Source organism: Modestobacter sp. VKM Ac-2978 (assembly GCF_026968025.1).
GTDB lineage: Bacteria > Actinomycetota > Actinomycetes > Mycobacteriales > Geodermatophilaceae > Modestobacter.
Genome location: NZ_JAPVBP010000003.1, coordinates 117,481 through 136,660, shown reverse-complemented (window position 1 = coordinate 136,660; position 19,180 = coordinate 117,481). Strand labels below are relative to the sequence as shown.

Below are 19,180 nucleotides of genomic sequence, written 5' to 3'. Positions count from 1 at the left end.
GGGACCCGCGTGGCACAGGCGTGCCCCGTCGCCTACCGTCGGCGCTACGCGGTGCTCCAGCCAGACGTAGCGCGGCCCCCTGTCGTCGCCGGTCACCCGGCACAGCCCGGAGCAGCCCGGGACCCAGTCTGAGAGAGCAGATGACCGCAACCACGCTGGAGGGCTCCACGCCTCCCCCCGCCCGGGCGCCCCGCCCCGAGCGAGCCCGCGACCGTCAGGTCAGCGTCTACGCCGAGCTCTCCCAGCAGGTGAAGGACGCCGGGCTGCTGAACCGCCGCCGCCCGTACTACGTGGTGTCGATCGCGCTGACCGTGGCCGCCTTCGCCGGGGTCTGGGTGGCGATCGTGGCACTGGGCGACTCCTGGTGGCAGCTGGGCCTGGCCGTCGTGTTCTCGCTGGTCTGCACCCAGTTCGGCTTCCTGGGCCACGACACCGCGCACCGGCAGGCCTTCGGCTCGCACCGGGCCAACGAGTGGAACGCCCGGGTGCTCTCCTGCGGCTTCGCCGGCATCGGCTACGGCTGGTGGATGCAGAAGCACAACCGGCACCACAACGCCCCGAACCAGATGGGCAAGGACCCTGACATCGAGTCCGCGGTGCTGGCCTTCACGCCGGACGACGCCGAGGACCGGATGAGCGGCCTGCGTGGCTGGTGGACCCGGCACCAGGGCTGGGCGTTCTTCCCGCTGCTGTGCTTCGAGGGCGCGGCCCTGCACGCCAACAGCCTGGCCACCCTCGCCCGCGAGAAGACGATGCCGCACCGCCGGCTGGAGATCGCGATCATCGCGGCCCGGCTCGGGCTCTTCGTCGCCGCGGTCTTCCTGATCATGCCGCCGCTGCTGGCCGTGGCCTTCATCCTGGTCCAGCAGGCCGTGTTCGGTCTGCTGCTGGGTGGTTCGTTCGCGCCCAACCACAAGGGCATGCCGGTCGTCCCGAAGAACGCCAAGGTCGACTTCCTGCGCCGTCAGGTGCTCATGTCGCGCAACATCAAGGGCGGCCGGGTCACCGACTTCATGATGGGCGGCCTGAACTACCAGATCGAGCACCACCTCTTCCCGAGCATGCCGCGGCCGAACCTGAAGAAGGTGCAGCCGATGGTGCGCGCGCACTGCGCCCAGCACGGGATCAGCTACACCGAGACGTCGCTGGTCGGCTCGTACCGGATCGTCGTCCAGTACCTGAACCGTGTCGGGCTCGGCGAGCGCGACCCGTTCGTCTGCCCGCTGACGGCCTCGACCCGCAACTGACGTCGGGCCCGCTGCCCCACCCCCGGCAGCGGGGCCTCACCCTCCGTTGAACAGCACCAGCAGGGCGACGAGGACGAAGAACGCCGCCAGGGCGAGCAGCCCGGCCCGGTGCCGGCGCTGCGACCGCTCGCCGTCGAGCACCCAGCCGTGGACGTCGCCGGGGCCGGCGGGGGCCCGCCCGGCGAGGTCGCGCACCTGGACTGCCGCCGCCGCGCCGTCCACCTCGAGGAGCTCGCCCAGCCGGCCGAGCCCGTCGGCGATGAGCGCCCGGACGTCGGCCACCGGCGCGTCCAGCGCGTCGGCGACCGCCGCCTCCGGCAGGTCCGCGCCGTACCGGAGTGCGAGGGCCGCGCGCTGCCGCGGGAGCACGTGGGCCAGCGCGGCTGTCGTCTCGTCCGACGGGACCGGAACCGGGTGCGGCGAGGCGAAGCCGGGGAGGCCGGTGGTGCCGGCCAGCAGCCGGGACTCGGCGAGCACCGCACCGACCCGGCTCCACCGCCGGCCCAGGTGCCCGGCCACCAGCTCCCGCCGGACGGCGGCCGTCGCCCCCTCCCGGTCCGCGAGCTGGTCCCAGCGGCGGTGGACGGCGATCAGCGCCTCCTGCAGCAGGTCACCGGCCGCGCGACCGTCACCGGTCAGCAGGTACGCCACGCGGAGGGACGGCGTCGACTCCGCGGCGACGAACTCCTCGAACGGCCCTGCGGTCACGCGCTCCCCGGCGACGCCACCGGCTCGGACCAGCCGGCCAGGTGCCCGATCCAGGCGAGCCCCAGCCACGCGCCGGTCAGCGACCCGTGCGCCGACCCGTCGCTGACGGTCAGCGTCCACTCCGCCTCCGGGTGGCGGGGCGAGCGCGAGCCGGTGCCCGGCACCGCCGCCACCACCCGCCACGCCTCCACCGGCAGCCGTCGCGCCGGCCTCCCCGCCGGGGTCGCCCAGACCCCGGTCCGCGTCGCCTGCACCGGCTCGGACGGGCCTGACTCGGGCAGCCGCAGGGTCAGCGGCCCGAGGTCCAGGTAGTCGTCCGGGTCGGCCGGCAGGGTCCACCCGGGTCGACGAGCCCCGATCCCGGCGTCCGCGCCCAGGGTCGCCACCGCGGAGACCAGGTGGACGACCCCGCCGAGGAACCGGCCGGCCCGCCGGGCCGCTGAGGTGTCATCGACGGTCCAGGAGACCTGACGGCGCAGCTCCTCGGCGCTCATCCGCTCAGCCCTCCTGCTGCACCCGGCGGACGGCGCGGTGCTGGTCGAGCCGGTCGGTGTAGCTCTTCGCGTTCAGCTCGATCGCCGTGCGGTCGTCCTCGGTGGTCTCCCGCCGCACCTTGGCCGGCACCCCGGCGACCAGGGAGTTCGGCGGGATCTGCGCGCCCTGCATGACCACCGCGCCGGCGGCGACGATCGAGCCGGAGCCGATGTGCGCGCCGTTGAGCACGGTGCTGCCCATGCCCACCAGCACGTGGTCGTCGACCCGCGCGCCGTGCAGCACGACGTTGTGGCCGACCGTCACGCCGCGGCCGATCACCAGCGGGTGCCCGGGGTCGCTGTGCAGGGTCGAGCCGTCCTGGACGTTGGAGTCCGCACCGATCTCGATGACCTCCGAGTCGGCCCGAGCGATCGCGCCGTACCAGATGCTGGCCCGCGGGCCCATGGTCACCTTGCCGACGACGACGGCCGTGGGGGCGACGAACGCCTGCTCGTCGATCTCCGGGGCACCGAAGTCGAGGGCTCCGATGTAGCTGTCAGCCACGTTGCTGCACTCCTCACCGAGGGGGCGGGCGGTTCCCGCTGCTGGGCGCAGCAGATCACACCGGCTCGTCGGCGCCCCACTCGGCGAGGAAGTCGGCGGGGGAGCGCTCCGCCAGTTGCCGCCGGACCTGCGCCAGCATGTCGCCGGGGTCCATCGGGTCACCGGCCCAGACGCGCAGCACCTCGGCGCCGTCGGCCCGCCGGGTGACCACCACGTCGTGCAGGGACGGCCCGGGGACCAGCCCCCAGGCCAGCTCGGACACGAACGCGGCCGCCAGCCGCGCACTGCGCAGCACCCGCCCGCCGGGGCGCGGCTGCAGCGTCGCCTCGTAGACCTCTGCCGCCCGGACGCCGTCCGTCGCGCTGTCCGGGTCGGTCACCGACCCAGCCTGCCGAAGACCGATCGCGGTGTCACTCCTCGTCGGGAGTGAAGACGTCCTCGATCCGGCAGTCGAAGAGCGCGGCGATCCGGAACGCGAGCGGCAGGCTGGGGTCGAAGCGCCCCTTCTCCAGCGAGATCACCGTCTGCCGGGACACGCCCAGCTCCTCCGCCAGCCGCCCCTGCGACCAGCCGCGGGCCTGCCGCCGGTCGGCCAGGTCGTTGCGCACTCAGGCGGCGCGACGGCGCAGCACGGTCAGCCGCACCGCGACGTCGGCGAAGGCGAAGAGCAGCAGCCACATGAGCACCGAGGAGGCCGCCAGTTCCAGGTCCGTGACCGCCAGCGCGAACGCGCCCAGCCCGGCGACGATCAACAGGTCGAGGAAGGCGGCGGAGGTGCTCCGCTGCAACCACTGGTGCTCGATCGTCTCCTCGACGTGCGCCGGCGGGTCCTCCCCCGTCACGCCGGAGAGGAACACCAGCCAGCCCACGCCGTACGCCGGCCCGACCGTGCAGCTGGCGAAGACGACGGCACGCAGCCAGAACTCGTCGGGTGCGAAGGCGCCCGCGAGCAGGCCGATCCCGCTGGCGATCAGCAGTCCGGTCAGTGCGGCGGCGACGTGCCGGCGGACCATGGCGAACCCCCGAGTGACAAGTGAGCTTGACAGTGGGGCCAGCTCACCAGCTCCGCGAGCACCCTGTCAAGCTCACTTGTCACCCAGGAGGCGTCAGAGGTCGACCTCGGCCATCACCCTGGGGATCTCCGGCGGCAGCTCCCGGGCCAGGAAGCCCAGCTGCCCGACCGTCGCAGCCAGCCGCTCACCGGCCCGGCCGTGCAGGTGCGCGGTCCAGACGGCAGCCTGGGCCGGCTCCGCGCCGCGGGCCAGCAGCCCGGCGACGATCCCGGCGCGCACGTCTCCGGAGCCGGAGACCCCGAGCCCGGCACCGCCGCTCTCGTCCGCCCAGAGCCGGCCGTCGGGGGCAGCGATCCAGCTGGTCACCCCGCCCAGGGCGACGACGGCGCCGGTCTGCTCGGCCAGCCGCCGGGCCGCCCCTGCCGGGTCGTCCTCCAGCTCCTCTTGTTCCACGTGCAACGCGATCGCCAGCTCCATGGGGTTGGGGGTCAGCACCACGTTGCCGCCAAGGTGCTCCAGGCAGGCCGGGTCGGCGGTGACGGCGGCCAGCCCGAGCGCGTCGAGGGCGACCGGCCCCTGGAGCTCGGGCAGCAACTGCTCGACCAGGCGCCGGGTCTCGGGCTCGTCGGCCATGCCCGGCCCGATCAGCACCGCGGAGGCCTGCTGAGCCAGGTCCAGGAACAGCTCGGCCGAGGAGCCCTGGATGGCGCCGGCCTCGGTGGACGGCACGCCGCGCACCAGCGCCTCGGGCAGCGAGATGGAGACGTGCGGGGCGACCTTGGACGGGACGACGACCTGGAGCTTCCCCGCCCCGGACCGCAACGCGGCCTCGGCGGCCAGCAGGACGGCACCCACGGTCTCGGTGCTCCCGCCGACGACCAGGATCGAGCCGCGGGCCTCCTTGCCGCCGGTCGGCTCGGGCAGTCGCCAGTCGCGGAGCACCTGGGGGCTGACCAGGGTGTGGTCAGGCCGGGGACGGGACATCGGTCTCCTCGGTCACGGGGGCTCCGTCGGCCCGGTCGGCGTCGTCCAGGTGGTCGACGCCGTTGAAGCCGGCCAGCCGGAACAGCCCGCCGTCGGCGGACTCGTAGCGGGTCACGGACGTGTTGGCGACCTGCTCGGCCCGGTCGATGTCCAGCAGCTGCTGCTCGGAGAGCTCCTCCAGCACGTACCGGAAGACCATGATCACGGCCTGGTGCGAGACGCAGAGCAGCCGCTCACCGTCGTGCCGCAGCGCCTCGGTGGCCAGCAGGCTGCGCACCCGCAGCGCGACGTCGGCCCAGCTCTCCCCGCCCGGTGGCCGGTAGTAGAACTTGCCGAGCAGCTCCCGGCGGCCGGCCTCGTCCGGGTGCTCCTCGCGGATGCCCTGCCCGGTCATGCCGTCGAAGACGCCGAAGTCCCGTTCCCGCAGCCGCTCGTCGTAGCGGATGGTCAGGTCCAGCCCGCTGGCCGCCACCGCACGCCGGGCGGTCTCGGCCGCGCGGCTGAACGGCGAGCTCAGCACGGTGGTGGGTCGCTCGTCCTCCGGCAGCCCCGCCAACCACGCGCCGAGGGCGTCGGCCTGGCGCTCGCCGGTGTCCGACAGCGGGACGTCGGGGTCACGGACGTCGAGCTCCAGCCGGCCCGACCCGGTCTCGTTCGCGTGCGCGTCGGCCAGGTTGCCCACGCTCTCGCCGTGCCGCACCACCCACAGGGCGGTGGGACCAGGTGCCCGTGCCATCGGTCGTCCCGTCCGTCGTCGCGGCACCCCTGCTGGGCGCCGTCCGCCCTGCGGTAGCCGACCGGTCGCCCGGACAAACCGGACGCCGGGCCCCCTGGACGGCGCGGGTGCGGCTGCGGACGATGACCGGCGTGGCCGACGAGAGCACGTTCGAGACTCGGGCGTTCGCGACCCCCGCCGACTTCGACGCCTGGCTGGCCAGCGAGCACGACCGGGCGCCGGGCCTGTTCCTGAAGATCGCCAAGAAGTCGGCCGGCATCCCCTCCCTGACCGCGGCCGAGGCGGTGGAGGTGGCCCTATGCCACGGCTGGATCGACGGCCGGGGCAACCGGGTGGACGACGACTGGTTCACCGTCCGGTACACGCCGCGGCGGCCGAAGAGCGTCTGGTCGCAGAAGAACGTGGAGACGGTGGCCCGGCTGATCGCCGACGGCCGGATGCGCCCGGCGGGGCTGGCCGCGGTCGAGGCCGCCCAGGCCGACGGCCGCTGGGACCGCGCCTACGCCGGGCCCGCCACGATCACCGTGCCCGACGACCTGGCCGCCGCGCTGGCGGCCTCACCTGCGGCCCAGGAGGCGTTCGCCGGGCTCGACGGGGCCAACCGGTACGCCGTGCTGTGGCGGGTGCACACGGCCGCCACCCCGCAGACCCGGGCCAAGCGGATCGCGGCCTGCGTGCAACTTCTCGCGGAGGGCCGCCGCATCCACGACTGAGCCCCGGCCCCGCTGCCGGGGCCCGCCGCGAGCTCGCGAGCGGTGGGGGCAGCGGGGTCCTTCCTCAGCCGGTGACGCGGCGGGCGCTGACGTAGCCGCCCTTGTCCACGCTGGTGACCGCGACCGGGCGGCCGGAGACGCTGGCGTGCACCATCTGGCCGTTGCCGATGTACATGCCCACGTGGCTGATCGGCGAGTAGAAGAAGACCAGGTCGCCGGGCTGCAGGTCCGCCCTCGACACGGCGACGCCCAGGCTCGACTGGGCGCGGCTGGAGTGCGGCAGCGAGATGCCCGCGGCGGCGTAGGCGTACTGGGTGAGTCCGGAGCAGTCGAAGGAGTCCGGGCCCACGGCGCCGATGCCGTACATGTCGCCGATCTGGGCCAGCGCGGTCTGCACGGCGACGCCGGCGGCCGCGGTGGGGGCCGGCGCGGGGGCGGGGGCGGCGACCTCGGGCCCGGAGATGACGTTGTGCACCCGGACCTGGTCGGCGGCCGACAGGCGGGCGAGGTCGGCCTGGTAACCGGCGAGCTCGCCCTCCAGCTGCTCCTTCTGCGCCCGCAGCTCGGACTCGGCGGCGGCCGCGGTGGCGGCGGCCGCAGTGGCGTCCTGCTGCGCCTGCTCGGCGGCGGACCGGGCGGTGGCTGCCGTGGCGACGATGCCGTCGGCGTGCGTGGCCAGCTGGTCGAGGGTGTTCATCTGCTGGATCAGGTCGTCGGCCGAGCCGCTGGTCAGGAAGGCGGCGAGCCGGCCGCGGGTGGTGCCGACGTACCCGGCCTGCGCGATCGACCGCAGCTGCGGCTCGAGCGCGTCCAGCTGCGCCTGCGCCTGGACGGCCGCGGCAGCGGCGGCGTCCGCGGCGGCCTGGTGCTGCTCGGCGGCGGCCTCGGCCTCGTGGACCTGCTCGTCCAGAGCGGTGAGCTCGAGCCCGGCGTCGGTGACGGCCTGCCGGGCCTCGGCTGCAGTGGTCGGCGCCGCGACACCGACCGACGGGGTCAGGACGACGGCCGCGCCGACGGTCAGCGCGAGAGCGGCAGCGCGCGTCCACCGCCGGTTGGTCGATCGGTTCACTGGGCCTCCGTCTGCGCACGTTCCGCCCGGGGAGGGGCGAGGGACTCCGTGCACGTCTCGACGGACGGTAGGGAGATCGCGCTCTTGTCAAGAGGCGCGGCACGCCGGGACCGATCGGTCCACAGTGGACCTCAGTCCCACAGGCCCCGTGCGCCCCTCCTGCCCCGCGCCGGCGCGACGAGGCGGTCGGCGACGGCGCCGGTGGCGAAGGCGTAGACGGCCTTGTGCGCCACGTCGACCACCTGGTCACGTCGGGACCAGGTCCACGGCGGCGCGCCGACGCCCGTGACGTTCTCCAGGGTCTGGTCGACCGCCAGCCGCACGGAGGTGTGCCAGGCGGAGGCGCGCACGCCGCGCAGCCCGGCCGCGGCCCAGACCCCACGCAGCGCGCCGACGGCGGCGCCGGTGCCCCAGTGCATGAGGTGGTTGCGCACCGGTGGGCGTGCGGACCCGGGGAGCCGCCGCCCGGTGGTCAGGGCGGTGAGCGTCCGGGCCGGGACGTAGGAGTCCGGGCGACCGGTCACCTGCTGTTCGAGCTTCTCCCCCGCCGTCATGACCGCCACCCCGGCCAGCCCGGCCACCGCACCGCGTACCGCTGCTCTCGCCCACATGGGCTCCGGGCTACCCGGGGTGCGGGCCCGGCAAAGACGACGAGCCGCCCACCGGTTCCCCGGTGGGCGGCTCGGTCGGATCTGGCGGGCTCAGCCGGCGGCCGGCTCCGAGGCGTCCAGGGCCTCGACCGCGGCGACGTCGCGCAGGATCGCGGACAGCTCGGCCGACGTCCACGCCTCACAGCAGTCGCAGGTGCCGGTCGGGGTGAAGCTGCGCAGGCCGAGGCTGCCGCCGGCCTGGTCCTCGGCGAGGGACAGCTGGCCGTCCTCAGGGTTTCGGTGGCATCGACACGACGAGGCGCACATGCCCAGGCCCCAGCCCGAGACGATCACGGACGGGCCGTTGTCGTGGACCTTGCCCACCTGGAAGATCGAGGGCTTCTGGCAGTACGTCATGTAGAGCTCCCCTCGCCGTCCTGCCGGGGAGGCAGGGGGTCGTCGTCGGCGTTCGTGGGGAAGTAGACACGAATCGCGTTTCATGTCCGTGACAGACGGGCACGAAACGCGGTTTGGTCGTCGAGTTGCGCACACCCGCCACACCCACCCCGCCCATCCCGGCCGCCCCGCGGACCGCACCCCGCCCCAGCAGTGCCGGGGCGAGGGCGTCCCAGCGCGCGTGCATCCGCCGGCGACCGGTGGGGTAGGGCCCGGCCATGTCGATGAGCGCACCCATGGAGCCGAACCTGCCGAACGCGGACGACGGGATCCCTGCGGCCGATCCCGGGGCCGGTGCCCCGCCGACGGCCGAGGGCTTCGGCGTCGGTGGCGAGGAGCCGGACGCCCCCGAGGAGGGCGCGGACGACGCCGAGGCCGCGCCGCCGACCGAGACGGCCTTCCGAACCCCCGAGCCCGACGACGTCGGCCGCGGACCCGTCACCCCCTGACCGTTCCGGCCGGGTTCCACGGGGTACCCGGTCGCCATGACCGAACCCGCCGGCTCCGACCCGGCCACCGAACCCACCTCCACGGACGCCGACACGCAGGGCCCCGAGCCGACCGGCGACCCGGTCGACCCGGCGGTCGCCACGTCGAGCCCCGACCCCGGCCAGACGGGCCGCGACCGGCGCGAGCACTGACCGGGGTCGGCCGCCCGGCCGGCGTCAGCTGGCCGGGCTGACCGAGCTCATGTTGAAGTCGGGCACCCGGAGCATCGGCATCGAGGCCCGGCTGAACCAGTCGTTCCACTCCCGCGGCAGGGTCCGCTCGGTGCGGCTGGCCTCGGTCGCCCGGGCCAGCAGGTCGACCGGCGACTCGTTGAACCGGAAGTTGTTCACCGCACCCGTCACCTCGCCGTTCTCGACGAGGAAGACCCCGTCGCGGGTCAACCCGGTGACCAGCAGCGTCTGCGGGTCGACCTCGCGGATGTACCAGAGCGTGGTGAGCAGCAGTCCGCGTTCGGTGCGCGCGATCATCTCCGCCGGCGAGGCGGTGGCGGTGGGGTCCTCCAGGATGATGTTGTCCACCGCGGCGGTCGCCGGTGCCGTCGTCCGCAGCGCCCAGGCCCGCGGCCGGATCAGGTTCGTCAGCACCCCGTCACGGATCCAGTCGACGGCGGGCGTCGCCATGCCGTTGTCGAAGACGGAGGCGGACCCGGACGAGCCGCCGACCACCTGGAACGGCGCGGTCTCCAGCCCCGGGGCGTACGGGTCGCTGCGCAGGGTGAGCGGGAGCTGGGCCAGTCGGTCCCCGATCCGGTTGCCGCCACCGGTCCGGGCGTAGACGCTGCGCCCCTCGTCGGCGTCCCGGGCCTCCATCGCCCAGTAGGTGGGGATCATCAGGTCGCTGACCGTGGACGGCGGCAGGAGCGTCTCGTACCGCCCGGCCGGCAGCTCCACCCGGCGCTGCGACCAGGCCATCTTCTGCTGCACCTCGGCCGCGAGGCCGGCCACCGAGACGTCGGTGAAGTCGCGGGTGCCGACCCCGGCCCAGACGGAGCGGCCGAAGTCGGCGCTCTTCCCGTTCAGCTCGACCCGCCCGGTGGGCTGGTCGTGCCGCAGCCGCAGCCCGGTCGAGGTGCCCAGGTAGGTCGTGGCCAGTTGGTGCTCGGCGAACCCGAAGAGCAGCTCGCCCCGGTCGCGGGCGCCGCCGAAGGCCTCGCCCAGCGCGGGCGCGAAGTCGGCGAACACGTCGATGGAGGTGGTGGACGCCTCGGCGTCCCAGTCGCCCGACCCGGCGGGGGCCTCGCTGATCAGCGGCATCGCGTCCTCGGCCGGCCCGGCGTCCCGGGCGGCCCGCTCGCTGGCCGCGACCAGCTCGGCGATGTCCGGGGTGCCGGTGCGGGCCACGGTGCCGGTGGCCATGCCGGCGCCGCCGTCGACGAAGGAGATGACGACGACCTGCCGGGAGCGCATCGCGCCGTTGGTGGTCAGGCTGTTGCTCGCCCAGCGGAGGTTGGCCTCCGAGCTGTCGGTGACGTAGGTGATCTGCCCGTCCACCGTGGACGCCGCCAGGGCGGCCTCGACGAGCTGCTGCGGGGTCTGCGAGCTCATCGCCCACCCTCCTGCTTCGTGTTGAGGATGGTCGTGTTCTCGAACAGTGCCGTCGGGCAGCCGTGGCTGACCGGGGCCACCTGGCCGGGCTGGGCCTTGCCGCAGTTGAAGGCGCCGCCGAGCACGTACGTCTGGGGCCCGCCGACCGCCGTCATCGAGCCCCAGAAGTCGGTGGTCGTCGCCTGGTAGGCGACGTCGCGGAGCTGGCCGGCCAGCCGGCCGCCCTCGATCTTGTAGAACCGCTGCCCGGTGAACTGGAAGTTGTACCGCTGCATGTCGATCGACCAGCTGTTGTCGCCGACGACGTAGACGCCGCGCTCGACCCCGCCGATGACCTCCTCGGTCGAGGGGCCGCCGGGGGCGGGCTGCAGCGACACGTTCGCCATCCGCTGCACCGGCACGTGGGCGGCGGAGTCGGCGAACGCGCAGCCGTTGGAGCGCTCCATCCCGCGCAGCCGGGCCATGTTGCGGTCGACCTGGTAGCCGACGAGCACGCCGTCCCGGACCAGGTCCCACTGCTGGCCGGCGACGCCCTCGTCGTCCCACCCGACGGTGGAGAGGCCGTGCTCGGCGGTGCGGTCGCCGGTGACGTGCATCAGCGGCGAGCCGTACTGCAGCGTGCCGAGCTTGTCGACGGTGGCGAAGGAGGTGCCCGCGTAGGCGGCCTCGTAGCCGAGTGCGCGGTCCAGCTCGGTGGCGTGCCCGATCGACTCGTGGATGGTCAGCCACAGGTTGGACGGGTCGACGACCAGGTCGTAGCGGCCCGGGTCGACCGAGGGGGCCTTGACCTTCTCCCGCAGCAGCTCGGGGAGCTCGGCCAGCTCACCGCGCCAGTCCCAGCCGGTGCCGGTGAGGTACTCCCAGCCGCGGCCCACCGGCGGGGCCAGCGTGCGCATCGACTCGAAGGTGCCGGTCGTGCGGTCGACGGTGAGCGCGGTGAACTCCGGGTTCACCCGGACACGCTGCTGGCGGGTGCGGGTGCCGGCCGTGTCGGCGTAGAACTTCTGTTCCTTCACCTGCATCACGCTGCTCTGCACGTGCTCCACGCCGTCGGCGGCCAGCAGCCGCTCGGAGAGCTCGACCAGCAGCGCGGTCTTCTCCGCGTCCGGGACGGCGAACGGGTCGACCTCGTAGGCCGACACCCACTCGCCGTCGGCGTACACCGGCTCGGGCGCCAGCTCGACCCGGTCGGTGTTCATCGCCGCCGACACCTGGGCGACGGCGACGGCCTCCTCGGCCAGCCGCACCGCCTCGGCCGCGGTGAGCACCACACCGGCCGCGAAGCCCCAGGTGCCCTCGTGCACCACGCGCACCGCCAGGCCGAGGTCCTCGCCGTCGGCCAGCGCCTCCAGCCGGGCGTCGCGCAGCCGGACGGTCTGGGTGCGGATCCGCTCGACCCGCAGGTCGGCGTGCTCGCAGCCCAGGTCGACCGCGCGGGTCAGTGCCGCATCGGCCAGCGCGGACAACGGGAGCGCGAGGAAGGACTCGTCGACGGAACGGGGCTGTGCCACGGCCCCGTGTCTACCAGCCCGACGCGACGCGACGCACCGGAGTTGCTGAGCCGCGCTACAGGTCCCCGGCCCCCGGACGGCGTCAGTGCAGGTGCAGCTGCCAGTCGGCCGGCACCCGGCCGGCGGGGCCCGGCACCGGCTGGTCGGCCGGCCGGGCGTGCGGCGGGGCGAGCGCCGGCCCGGCACCGAACTGCGCGGCGCCGTAGTCCCAGAACCAGTCCTCGCCCGGCTCGTAGCTCTGCGCGATGCGGTGGCCGGTCTCCGCGGCGTGGTGCGAGGCGTGCTGGGACGGCGAGGAGTCGCAGAACCCGACCTGCCCGCACGCGGCACAGCGCCGCAGGTGCAGCCACCAGCTGCCACTGCGGTCGCACTCGAGGCACCCGGCGCCGCTCGGCGGCACGGTCGGGTCGATCTGGTCCATCGGGGCTCCTCGCGTCCGGCGTCCGGGCGCGGCGATCGTGCCCCGCCCGGGGCGACGAGGGCAACGCCGCCGTTGTGCACCTACCGCTGGTCCCGGGGTCCAGGACCGACGATGCGGGCACACCGGCCGGTTGCGGACGCTCCCCGGAGGGGTAACCCGGCCGGCATGACCACACCCGGGGACGACGTCACGCTCACCTTCGGTGGCACCGCCACCACGTTGCTGCGGATCGGGCCGTTCACCCTGCTGACCGACCCGAACTTCCTGCACCGCGGCCAGTGGGCGCACCTGGGCTACGGGCTGCGCAGCAGGCGACTGACCGACCCGGCGCTGGTGCCCGCGCAGCTGCCCGCGCTGGACGCCGTCCTGCTCAGCCACATGCACGGCGACCACTGGGACCGGGTGGCCACCCGGTCCCTGCCCAAGGAGACCCCGGTGGTGACCACGCCGGAGGCGGCCGGCTGCCTGGAGAAGCGGGGCTTCACCGCGACCGCCGACCTGCGGCCCTGGCAGACCCACGAGCTCACTCGGGGGACCGACACCCTGCGGATCACCAGCGTCCCCGGGGTGCACGGCCCCGGACCGCTGGCCCGGCTGCTGCCCCAGGTGATGGGCAGCGTGCTGGAGTTGGTGCGCGACGGGCAGGTGACCTGGCGCGGCTACGTCAGCGGCGACACCCTCTACCGGCCGTACCTCGGCGAGGTGCTGCAGCGCTGCGGGCCGCTGGACGCGATGGTCCCGCACCTGGGTGGCACCAAGGTCGCCGGCATCACCGTCACCATGGACGCCCGGCAGGGCGCCGACCTGGTCGAGCTGCTGCGCCCGCCGGTCACCGTGCCGGTCCACTACGACGACTACGGCCTGTTCAAGAGCCCGCTGGGCGACTTCGTGGCCGAGGTCGCCGCCCGCCGGGCCCCCGGCGAGGTGCGCACCGTGGGGCGCGGCCAGACGATCTCGCTGCGCGCCTGATCCGCCCCGGGGATGACCCGCTGACCTGGGCGGATCAACCCGACGGGCGACGCCCGCTGACGACGTCCGGCCCGATGCTCGTACCGCCACCGACCGGTGGCGCGGACGAGTGGAGGCACCCCCGGTGGTCAGCACGAAGAAGGTCCTGCTCGGCGCCGTCACGGCGATCGTCGGCGTGGTCGGGGCGGGGTCCGCCGCGCTGGCGGTCACCATGCCGTCCGGGGTGGACGGCCCCGGCGCCGCGCTCGCCGAGCTCCAGGGGCACACCGCGACGTCCGACCACGACACCGCCGACGCCGCACCCCGCGACGACGTGCCGGACTGGACCCGCGCCGTCGGCTCGGACGTGACGGTCGTCCGGCCGGGGGAGGCCGCGGGCGACGACGGCGGCAGCATCCGCGTGCACATGACGCTGGCCGACGGGACGTCGCTGCCGGCGGACTGCACCCCGCTGGACCAGGTCGGCATGCCCTTCGACGGCGGAGGCCGGTGGCCAGACCTGGGCGACACCGCCCAGCTGTGCGACGGCTGGGTCACCGTGGTGCTGGACGACCAGCTCTACGCCTGGACCGACGACCAGACGCGGGGCTGATCCCCGCCGCGGGGCTTGCGCGGGCCACGTCCCGGGCACCCCCGGGCGATGGAACCGGTGATCCGCCACAGCGCCGACGTCGACCTCGAGACCTGGGACGACCCGGTGCGCGGCACGGTCGCCTTCCGGGTGCTGTTCAGCCAGGACCGGACGCCGACCGCCGCGCTGTACACCGGACTGGGTGAGCTGGCCCCCGGCGGCTGGCTGGGCCTGCACCGGCACAGCGCGACCGAGGTCTACCACGTCATCGAGGGCAGCGGCGTCGTGGCGCTGGACGGGGTGGACCACCCGGTGACCGCCGGTTCCGCGGTCTTCATCCCCGGCGACACCGAGCACGGCATCCGCAACATCGGCGAGGGCCCGCTGCGGCTCGTCTACGCGTTCCCGACCGACTCGTTCGACGACGTCCGCTACCGCTTCTCCGCGGAGGAGTGACCTCCCTGCTCAGCGGCCGGCGAGCCGCATCGCGCGGGTCTGCACGTCGGCCCGCAGCTCGGCCTCGTCGACCGTCGTGGACACCCCGTCGCGGACGACCTGCCGCCCGGCGACCCAGGTGTCGCGCACGTGCCGGGAGCCCACCGACCAGACCAGGTGGGTCAGCAGGTCGGTGACCTCGCCGACCGGCACGAAGGCGATGTCGTCGGTGTCGACGTGCACCAGGTCCGCCCGCCGGCCGACGGTCAGCTGGCCGAGGTCCTCACGGCCGATCGCCGCGGCCGCCGCGCCGGTGGCCAGCCAGAAAGCCTCCGGGGCGGTGAGCGCGGTGGCGTCCCGCTCGCGCAGCCGGGCCAGCTGGGCGGCCAGCCGGAGGTCCTCGAAGAGGTCGAGGTTGTCGTTGGACGCCGGGCCGTCGGTGCCCATGCCGACCCGGATGCCGAGGTCGAGCATGTCCCGCAGCCGGGCGGTGCCGCTGGCCAGCTTGGTGTTGCTGCCCGGGCAGTGGGCCACGGCGACGTCGTACTCGCGCCACAGCTCCAGGTCGCCGTCGTCCATGTGCACGCAGTGGTTCGCCAGCACCCGGCCACCGAGCACGTCGTGCGCGGCGAGCAGCTGCGGCACGCTGAGGCCGTGCTCGGCGAGCAGCCCGGCGCCCTCCGTCGCGGTCTCGGCGACGTGCGTGGTCAGCAGCAGGCCGTGCTCGCGCGCCACCTCGGCCGCCTGGGAGAGCACCGGCAGCGGCACGGTGTAGGCCGAGTGCGGGCCGATGCCCCACTCGACCTGGTCGTCACCGGTGCCCGCGGAGTCGGTGGCGCGGGCCAGCTGCTCGTCGAACGTGCCGAAGCCGGGCAGGCCGATCAGCGGGTGGGTGATCACGCCACGGGCGCCGGTGCGCCGCACCGCGGCGGCCATCCGCTCGGGGTGGAAGTACATCTCCACGCTGGTGGTCACGCCGTGCCGCAGCATCTCCGCCGACGCCGCGGTCATCGCCACCTCGACGTCCTCGGGGGTGAGCTTCGCCTCCCGGGGCCACATCACCTCGTTCAGCCAGCGGTCCAGCGGCAGCCCCTCGCCCTGGCCGCGGAACAGCACCATCGGCGCGTGCGAGTGGGTGTTGACCATGCCGGGGGTGAGCACCCCGGGCAGCGCGGTGACCTCGGCGTCCCCGGCCGGCGGCGCCTCGGCGGCCGGGCCGACCCAGCTGATCAGGCCGTCCTCGACGTCCAGCACGGCATCGGGGACGACGGTGCCGGCGTGGTCCCCGACCACGACGGCGCGGGCGGTGAAGCGGTGCACCATGGGGACAGACCCTACGGTCGCCCCGGCCCGGCAGCAGGGCGGCGCACGGCGACCGCCGATACCGTGGGGCCCATGTCCGTCCTCGCCGCCGCTGCATCCGACGAAGGCGGGATCACCGGCTTCCTGCTCGACCTCATCGAACGGCTGGGGGCGGTGGGCGTCGGCCTGACGATCCTCATCGAGACGGTCATCCCGCCGATCCCCAGCGAGGTCGTGCTCGGCGCGGCCGGGGTGCTGATCAACGACGGCCGGATGTCCCTCGTGCCGGTCATCCTGTGGGCCACCGTCGGCTCGGTTCTCGGGGCGATCGTCCTCTACTGGGTCGGCCGGCTGTTCGGCCCGCGCCGGTCGCACGCCTTCCTCGACCGGCTGCCGCTGGTCGAGACCGCCGACGTGGACCGGACGTTCGAGTGGTTCGCCCGGCACGGTCGCGCCGCGGTCTTCTTCGGCCGGATGGTGCCGATCGTGCGCAGCTTCGTCTCGGTCCCGGCCGGCGTCGTGAAGATGCCGATGCCGCAGTTCCTGCTCTTCACCGCCGCCGGCAGCCTGCTCTGGAACAGCCTGCTCATCGGCCTGGGCGTCGCGGCGGGCGACTTCGTGCAGGCCAACCTGCAGTACCTGGACTACGTGGTCGTGGTGGCCGTCGTCGCCGCGGTGGCCTGGTTCGTCTACAAGAAGGCGACCGGTAGGTTCCAGCGTCCGCCGGACGCCGGCACCGACCTCCCCGTGGAGGCCCCCGCCGAGGAGCGGGACCAGGCATGACCGCGCCGCGGACGCGGCCGGCCGTGGTCGCCTTCGACGTCAACGAGACGCTGCTGGACCTCGCCCCCGTCCAGGCCACGCTGATCGAGAACGGCGAGCCGGGGCACCTGCTGCCGACCGTCTTCAGTCGCACCCTGGCCCTGGGGTTCGCCGCCGCCACCGCCGGCACCCGGTGCCGCTTCCGGGACGCGTTCGAGGCCGCGCTGGCCCAGCTGACCGCGCTGTCGGCGGCACAGCGGACGGCGGTGGCCGACGCCTTCGGTGAGCTCAGCCCGCACCCCGACGTCGAGCCCGCGCTGCGCCGGCTGACCGCCGCCGGGGTGCGCGCGGTGACGCTCAGCCAGGGGACGCCCGGCGTCGCCGAGGCCGGGCTGTCCCGCGGCGGGGTGACCCCGCTGGTCGAGCGGACCCTGACCACCGAGTCGATCGGCGTCTGGAAGCCCGACCGGGCGGCCTATCTCTGGGCGGCCGGGGTGTGCGACGTGGCACCGGAGGAGCTGGCGCTGGTCGCCGTCCACTCCTGGGACGTGCACGGTGCCCAGCGCGCCGGCCTCACCGGCGGGTGGTGCTCCCGCGCCGAGTCGGCCTACGCCGCGGTGTACGAGCCGCCGCACGTGCAGGGCAGCTCCCTCGTCGAGGTCGTCGAGGCGCTGCTGGCACTGCCCCCGGCGTGACCGCCGCGGAGGTCCCGACCCCCCTCGGCCCCGCCCGCGTGCACCGCGCCGAGCCGGCGGGCGACGTCCGCGGCACCCTCGTGCTGGGTCACGGCGCCGGCGCCGGGTCTGACTCCGCCGACCTGCTCGCCGTCTCCGCCGCCGCGTGCGCCGCCGGCTGGCGGGTCCTGCGGGTCGACCAGCCGTGGGTGGTGGCCGGCCGGCGGATCGCACCCGCCCCGGCCCGGCTGGACGAGGGCTGGACGGCCGTGCTCGACGCGCTCCGCACCGACGGGCTGCTGACCGGACCGCTGGTGCTGGGCGGGCGCAGCGCCGGCGCGCGGGTGGCCTGCCGGACCGCGGCCGCGCAGGGAGCCGCCGGGGTGCTGGCCCTGGCGTTCCCGCTGCACCCGCCGGGCAAGCCGGAGAAGAGCCGCGCGCCCGAGCTGCAGCAGGTCGCCGTCCCGCTGCTGGTCGTCCAGGGCGCCACCGATGCGTTCGGTCGCCCCGATGAGGTGGTCGCCGCGCTCGCCGGTCACCCCGGGGTGGTCGCGGGGGTACCGGGCGACCACGGGCTGAAGAAGGACCCCGCCGCCGTGGCCGGCGCAGCCGTGGACTGGCTGCGCCGGCACTGAGTCCCCCCCGGGCGCCCCGGGGCGGGCCGATGCGTCAGCGCCGGCGGCGGCGCACCAGCAGGGCGACCAGGAGCGCCAGCACGGTGACCCCGGCCGCCGGGGCGGCGTAGCGGGTCAGCGCCGCGCCGCCGGCCACCTCGAGCAGGTCGATCGGCTCCGGCTCGGCCGGGGCCACCGGCCGCCGCGGCGCGCTGGGGGTGGTGCGCACCGGGCCACCACCGGCCGGGCGGTTCGGCGGGGCGGTGGTGCCGGTCGGCGGCTTGCTCGGTGCCTTGCGCGGGCCACCGGCCGGCGCGTCGGCCGCCGTCGTGGAGGCCGGCTCGGCGTCGGCTGCCTGGTCCTCGACCGTCCCGGTGCCGGTGAACGGTGCCGCATCGCCGGCAGCCGGGGCGGTGTCGCCCGCGGCCGGGGCCGTGTCGCCGGCAGCCGGGGCGGTGCCGGTGGCGGCCGGCGTGCTCTTCGTCGGCGGGGCCAGCGGATCCGGGACCGCGGCCGCGGCCGGGGCGCTCGTGGCGGGAGCGGCCTTCTTGGCCGCCTTCGCCGGCGCCGCCGCCTCCGCGTCGGCTGCCTTGTCCGCCGCCGCAGCGGCGGTCTTCTTCGCCGCGGCGCCGGCCTTCTTGGCCGCGCCGGCCGCCGGGCTGTCGCCCGCGGAGCCCTCGACGCTCGCCGCGGCCTCCTCGACGACGCCGGCGGTGGTTGCGGCGGCCTTGGCGGCAGCGGCGGTGGCCGTCCCCGCCACGGTCGGCTCCTGCGTGCCCGCGGCCGCTGCGGCCCGAGAGGCGTCACCCTCGGCGTCGCCGCTGGCCAGCTGGGCGGAGAGCTTGTCGGCGAACTGGCCGAGCAGCTTGTTGCCGACGTCGGTCATGACGCCGCGGCCGAACTGGGCCGGCCGCCCGGTGATGTTCAGGTCGGTCAGGACGTCGACGCGGGTGGTGTCGCCCTCGGCCGCGAGCGTGGCGGTGATGACGGCCGCGGCGGTGCCGTTGCCGCGCTGGTCCTTGCCGCGGGCGTCGATGACCGCACGGTGGGCCGCCTCGTCCTTCTCCACGAACGACGCCTTGCCCTGGTAGGTCAGGGCGATCGGCCCGAGCTTCACCTTGACCCGGCCGGTGAAGTCGTCACCGGTCACCGAGTCCAGGGCGGCCCCGGGCATGCAGGGCGCGATGCGCTCGATGTCCAGCAGCACCCGCCAGGCTTCGTCGATCGGCACCGGCACGGTGAACGCGTTCTCCAGCTGCACTGCAGGACCTCCGAGAGTGGGCAGCCCGGGCGGGAGGCGACGAGTCGGCGAC

26 protein-coding genes are annotated in these 19,180 nt (G+C 75.0%); 10 read left to right on the top strand and 16 right to left on the bottom strand.

Going from position 1 to position 19,180, the window contains the following annotated elements:
• The first annotated feature begins 140 nt into the window (after positions 1–140).
• A complete protein-coding gene (locus O2W53_RS08220; protein WP_269162568.1) occupies positions 141–1,247 on the top strand; it encodes a fatty acid desaturase family protein in 1,107 nt (368 codons plus the stop codon).
• 36 nt (positions 1,248–1,283) lie between these two features.
• Here the strand turns inward: O2W53_RS08220 and O2W53_RS08215 are convergent, their stop codons facing one another.
• The 8 genes from O2W53_RS08215 to O2W53_RS08180 all read right to left on the bottom strand — a co-directional run bounded on the left by O2W53_RS08215 (position 1,284) and on the right by O2W53_RS08180 (position 5,726).
• Entirely contained in the window at positions 1,284–1,955 is a 672-nt protein-coding gene (locus O2W53_RS08215) for a hypothetical protein (RefSeq protein WP_269162567.1), read from the bottom strand.
• Complete coding sequence (locus O2W53_RS08210) at positions 1,952–2,449, bottom strand: hypothetical protein (protein WP_269162566.1); 498 nt, start codon at positions 2,447–2,449, stop codon at positions 1,952–1,954. Before O2W53_RS08210 ends, O2W53_RS08215 begins: the two co-directional genes overlap by 4 nt.
• Positions 2,450–2,453: 4 nt before the next feature.
• The gene (locus O2W53_RS08205) at positions 2,454–2,993 is read right to left on the bottom strand and encodes a gamma carbonic anhydrase family protein (protein ID WP_269162565.1); all 540 of its coding nucleotides are present in this window, start codon (positions 2,991–2,993) and stop codon (positions 2,454–2,456) included.
• A 55-nt stretch (positions 2,994–3,048) separates the two neighbouring features.
• Positions 3,049–3,372 (bottom strand): hypothetical protein, encoded by a 324-nt coding sequence (locus tag O2W53_RS08200; protein WP_269162564.1) that lies wholly within the window; start codon positions 3,370–3,372, stop codon positions 3,049–3,051.
• A 31-nt stretch (positions 3,373–3,403) separates the two neighbouring features.
• A complete protein-coding gene (locus O2W53_RS08195; RefSeq protein ID WP_269162563.1) occupies positions 3,404–3,601 on the bottom strand; it encodes a helix-turn-helix transcriptional regulator in 198 nt (65 codons plus the stop codon).
• Positions 3,602–4,006, bottom strand: a complete 405-nt coding sequence (locus tag O2W53_RS08190) for a hypothetical protein (RefSeq protein WP_269162562.1) — start codon at positions 4,004–4,006, stop codon at positions 3,602–3,604.
• Between the two features lie 93 nt (positions 4,007–4,099).
• The gene (locus O2W53_RS08185) at positions 4,100–4,990 is read right to left on the bottom strand and encodes an NAD(P)H-hydrate dehydratase (RefSeq protein WP_269162561.1); all 891 of its coding nucleotides are present in this window, start codon (positions 4,988–4,990) and stop codon (positions 4,100–4,102) included.
• Positions 4,971–5,726 (bottom strand): histidine phosphatase family protein, encoded by a 756-nt coding sequence (locus O2W53_RS08180; protein ID WP_269162560.1) that lies wholly within the window; start codon positions 5,724–5,726, stop codon positions 4,971–4,973. Before O2W53_RS08180 ends, O2W53_RS08185 begins: the two co-directional genes overlap by 20 nt.
• Positions 5,727–5,857: 131 nt before the next feature.
• On the opposite strand from O2W53_RS08180, the gene O2W53_RS08175 reads away from it, so the two are divergent.
• Positions 5,858–6,439 (top strand): YdeI/OmpD-associated family protein, encoded by a 582-nt coding sequence (locus tag O2W53_RS08175; protein WP_269162559.1) that lies wholly within the window; start codon positions 5,858–5,860, stop codon positions 6,437–6,439.
• A 64-nt stretch (positions 6,440–6,503) separates the two neighbouring features.
• Here O2W53_RS08175 and O2W53_RS08170 read toward each other — a convergent pair whose 3' ends face one another.
• The 3 genes from O2W53_RS08170 to O2W53_RS08160 form a co-directional block, all read right to left on the bottom strand.
• Complete coding sequence (locus O2W53_RS08170) at positions 6,504–7,508, bottom strand: C40 family peptidase (protein WP_269162558.1); 1,005 nt, start codon at positions 7,506–7,508, stop codon at positions 6,504–6,506.
• Between the two features lie 131 nt (positions 7,509–7,639).
• A complete protein-coding gene (locus O2W53_RS08165; protein ID WP_269162557.1) occupies positions 7,640–8,119 on the bottom strand; it encodes a hypothetical protein in 480 nt (159 codons plus the stop codon).
• A gap of 90 nt (positions 8,120–8,209) precedes the next feature.
• The gene (locus O2W53_RS08160) at positions 8,210–8,515 is read right to left on the bottom strand and encodes a hypothetical protein (RefSeq protein WP_036335899.1); all 306 of its coding nucleotides are present in this window, start codon (positions 8,513–8,515) and stop codon (positions 8,210–8,212) included.
• Between the two features lie 263 nt (positions 8,516–8,778).
• On the opposite strand from O2W53_RS08160, the gene O2W53_RS08155 reads away from it, so the two are divergent.
• Positions 8,779–9,003 (top strand): hypothetical protein, encoded by a 225-nt coding sequence (locus O2W53_RS08155; protein WP_269162556.1) that lies wholly within the window; start codon positions 8,779–8,781, stop codon positions 9,001–9,003.
• Positions 9,004–9,039: 36 nt separating this feature from the next.
• A complete protein-coding gene (locus O2W53_RS08150; RefSeq protein WP_269162555.1) occupies positions 9,040–9,195 on the top strand; it encodes a hypothetical protein in 156 nt (51 codons plus the stop codon).
• Between the two features lie 24 nt (positions 9,196–9,219).
• Here O2W53_RS08150 and O2W53_RS08145 read toward each other — a convergent pair whose 3' ends face one another.
• The 3 genes from O2W53_RS08145 to O2W53_RS08135 all read right to left on the bottom strand — a co-directional run bounded on the left by O2W53_RS08145 (position 9,220) and on the right by O2W53_RS08135 (position 12,540).
• Positions 9,220–10,608, bottom strand: coding sequence for a metallopeptidase TldD-related protein (locus O2W53_RS08145; protein WP_269162554.1), 1,389 nt, complete (start codon positions 10,606–10,608; stop codon positions 9,220–9,222).
• A complete protein-coding gene (locus O2W53_RS08140; RefSeq protein ID WP_269162553.1) occupies positions 10,605–12,119 on the bottom strand; it encodes a TldD/PmbA family protein in 1,515 nt (504 codons plus the stop codon). The genes O2W53_RS08145 and O2W53_RS08140 overlap by 4 nt, the downstream gene beginning before the upstream one ends.
• Positions 12,120–12,201: 82 nt before the next feature.
• Positions 12,202–12,540 carry a UBP-type zinc finger domain-containing protein gene (locus O2W53_RS08135; protein WP_269162552.1) on the bottom strand — a complete coding sequence of 113 codons (339 nt, stop codon included), beginning with the start codon at positions 12,538–12,540 and terminating at the stop codon, positions 12,202–12,204.
• A 165-nt stretch (positions 12,541–12,705) separates the two neighbouring features.
• On the opposite strand from O2W53_RS08135, the gene O2W53_RS08130 reads away from it, so the two are divergent.
• The 3 genes from O2W53_RS08130 to O2W53_RS08120 all read left to right on the top strand — a co-directional run bounded on the left by O2W53_RS08130 (position 12,706) and on the right by O2W53_RS08120 (position 14,536).
• Positions 12,706–13,509: an MBL fold metallo-hydrolase gene (locus tag O2W53_RS08130; RefSeq protein WP_269162551.1), complete on the top strand. Its 804-nt coding sequence runs from the start codon at positions 12,706–12,708 to the stop codon at positions 13,507–13,509.
• 124 nt (positions 13,510–13,633) lie between these two features.
• A complete protein-coding gene (locus tag O2W53_RS08125) occupies positions 13,634–14,101 on the top strand; it encodes a hypothetical protein (RefSeq protein ID WP_269162550.1) in 468 nt (155 codons plus the stop codon).
• 48 nt (positions 14,102–14,149) lie between these two features.
• Positions 14,150–14,536: a cupin domain-containing protein gene (locus O2W53_RS08120; RefSeq protein ID WP_269162549.1), complete on the top strand. Its 387-nt coding sequence runs from the start codon at positions 14,150–14,152 to the stop codon at positions 14,534–14,536.
• Between the two features lie 9 nt (positions 14,537–14,545).
• Here the strand turns inward: O2W53_RS08120 and O2W53_RS08115 are convergent, their stop codons facing one another.
• A complete protein-coding gene (locus tag O2W53_RS08115) occupies positions 14,546–15,838 on the bottom strand; it encodes an amidohydrolase family protein (RefSeq protein WP_269162548.1) in 1,293 nt (430 codons plus the stop codon).
• A gap of 72 nt (positions 15,839–15,910) precedes the next feature.
• Between O2W53_RS08115 and O2W53_RS08110 the strand changes: the two genes are divergently transcribed.
• The 3 genes from O2W53_RS08110 to O2W53_RS08100 are packed head-to-tail and all read left to right on the top strand — an operon-like array spanning position 15,911 to position 17,888.
• Positions 15,911–16,600, top strand: coding sequence for a DedA family protein (locus tag O2W53_RS08110; RefSeq protein WP_269162547.1), 690 nt, complete (start codon positions 15,911–15,913; stop codon positions 16,598–16,600).
• Positions 16,597–17,274 carry an HAD family hydrolase gene (locus O2W53_RS08105; protein ID WP_269162546.1) on the top strand — a complete coding sequence of 226 codons (678 nt, stop codon included), beginning with the start codon at positions 16,597–16,599 and terminating at the stop codon, positions 17,272–17,274. Before O2W53_RS08110 ends, O2W53_RS08105 begins: the two co-directional genes overlap by 4 nt.
• Entirely contained in the window at positions 17,271–17,888 is a 618-nt protein-coding gene (locus tag O2W53_RS08100) for an alpha/beta hydrolase family protein (RefSeq protein ID WP_269162544.1), read from the top strand. Before O2W53_RS08105 ends, O2W53_RS08100 begins: the two co-directional genes overlap by 4 nt.
• 34 nt (positions 17,889–17,922) lie before the next feature.
• On the opposite strand, the gene O2W53_RS08095 is transcribed toward O2W53_RS08100, so the two are convergent.
• A complete protein-coding gene (locus O2W53_RS08095; protein WP_269162542.1) occupies positions 17,923–19,128 on the bottom strand; it encodes an SRPBCC family protein in 1,206 nt (401 codons plus the stop codon).
• Positions 19,129–19,180 lie beyond the last annotated feature (52 nt).

Excerpts from the sequence above, each read along its gene's own strand:
- O2W53_RS08130 (WP_269162551.1), top strand. The coding sequence starts at position 12,706 with ATGACCACACCCGGGGACGACGTCACGCTCACCTTCGGTGGCACCGCC.
- O2W53_RS08115 (WP_269162548.1), bottom strand. The coding sequence starts at position 15,838 with ATGGTGCACCGCTTCACCGCCCGCGCCGTCGTGGTCGGGGACCACGCC.
- O2W53_RS08105 (WP_269162546.1), top strand. The coding sequence starts at position 16,597 with ATGACCGCGCCGCGGACGCGGCCGGCCGTGGTCGCCTTCGACGTCAAC.
- O2W53_RS08165 (WP_269162557.1), bottom strand. The coding sequence starts at position 8,119 with ATGTGGGCGAGAGCAGCGGTACGCGGTGCGGTGGCCGGGCTGGCCGGG.
- O2W53_RS08135 (WP_269162552.1), bottom strand. The coding sequence starts at position 12,540 with ATGGACCAGATCGACCCGACCGTGCCGCCGAGCGGCGCCGGGTGCCTC.
- O2W53_RS08110 (WP_269162547.1), top strand. The coding sequence starts at position 15,911 with ATGTCCGTCCTCGCCGCCGCTGCATCCGACGAAGGCGGGATCACCGGC.
- O2W53_RS08150 (WP_269162555.1), top strand. The coding sequence starts at position 9,040 with ATGACCGAACCCGCCGGCTCCGACCCGGCCACCGAACCCACCTCCACG.
- O2W53_RS08220 (WP_269162568.1), top strand. The coding sequence starts at position 141 with ATGACCGCAACCACGCTGGAGGGCTCCACGCCTCCCCCCGCCCGGGCG.
- O2W53_RS08160 (WP_036335899.1), bottom strand. The coding sequence starts at position 8,515 with ATGACGTACTGCCAGAAGCCCTCGATCTTCCAGGTGGGCAAGGTCCAC.
- O2W53_RS08120 (WP_269162549.1), top strand. The coding sequence starts at position 14,150 with ATGGAACCGGTGATCCGCCACAGCGCCGACGTCGACCTCGAGACCTGG.
- O2W53_RS08210 (WP_269162566.1), bottom strand. The coding sequence starts at position 2,449 with ATGAGCGCCGAGGAGCTGCGCCGTCAGGTCTCCTGGACCGTCGATGAC.
- O2W53_RS08145 (WP_269162554.1), bottom strand. The coding sequence starts at position 10,608 with ATGAGCTCGCAGACCCCGCAGCAGCTCGTCGAGGCCGCCCTGGCGGCG.
- O2W53_RS08155 (WP_269162556.1), top strand. The coding sequence starts at position 8,779 with ATGAGCGCACCCATGGAGCCGAACCTGCCGAACGCGGACGACGGGATC.
- O2W53_RS08180 (WP_269162560.1), bottom strand. The coding sequence starts at position 5,726 with ATGGCACGGGCACCTGGTCCCACCGCCCTGTGGGTGGTGCGGCACGGC.
- O2W53_RS08190 (WP_269162562.1), bottom strand. The coding sequence starts at position 4,006 with ATGGTCCGCCGGCACGTCGCCGCCGCACTGACCGGACTGCTGATCGCC.
- O2W53_RS08185 (WP_269162561.1), bottom strand. The coding sequence starts at position 4,990 with ATGTCCCGTCCCCGGCCTGACCACACCCTGGTCAGCCCCCAGGTGCTC.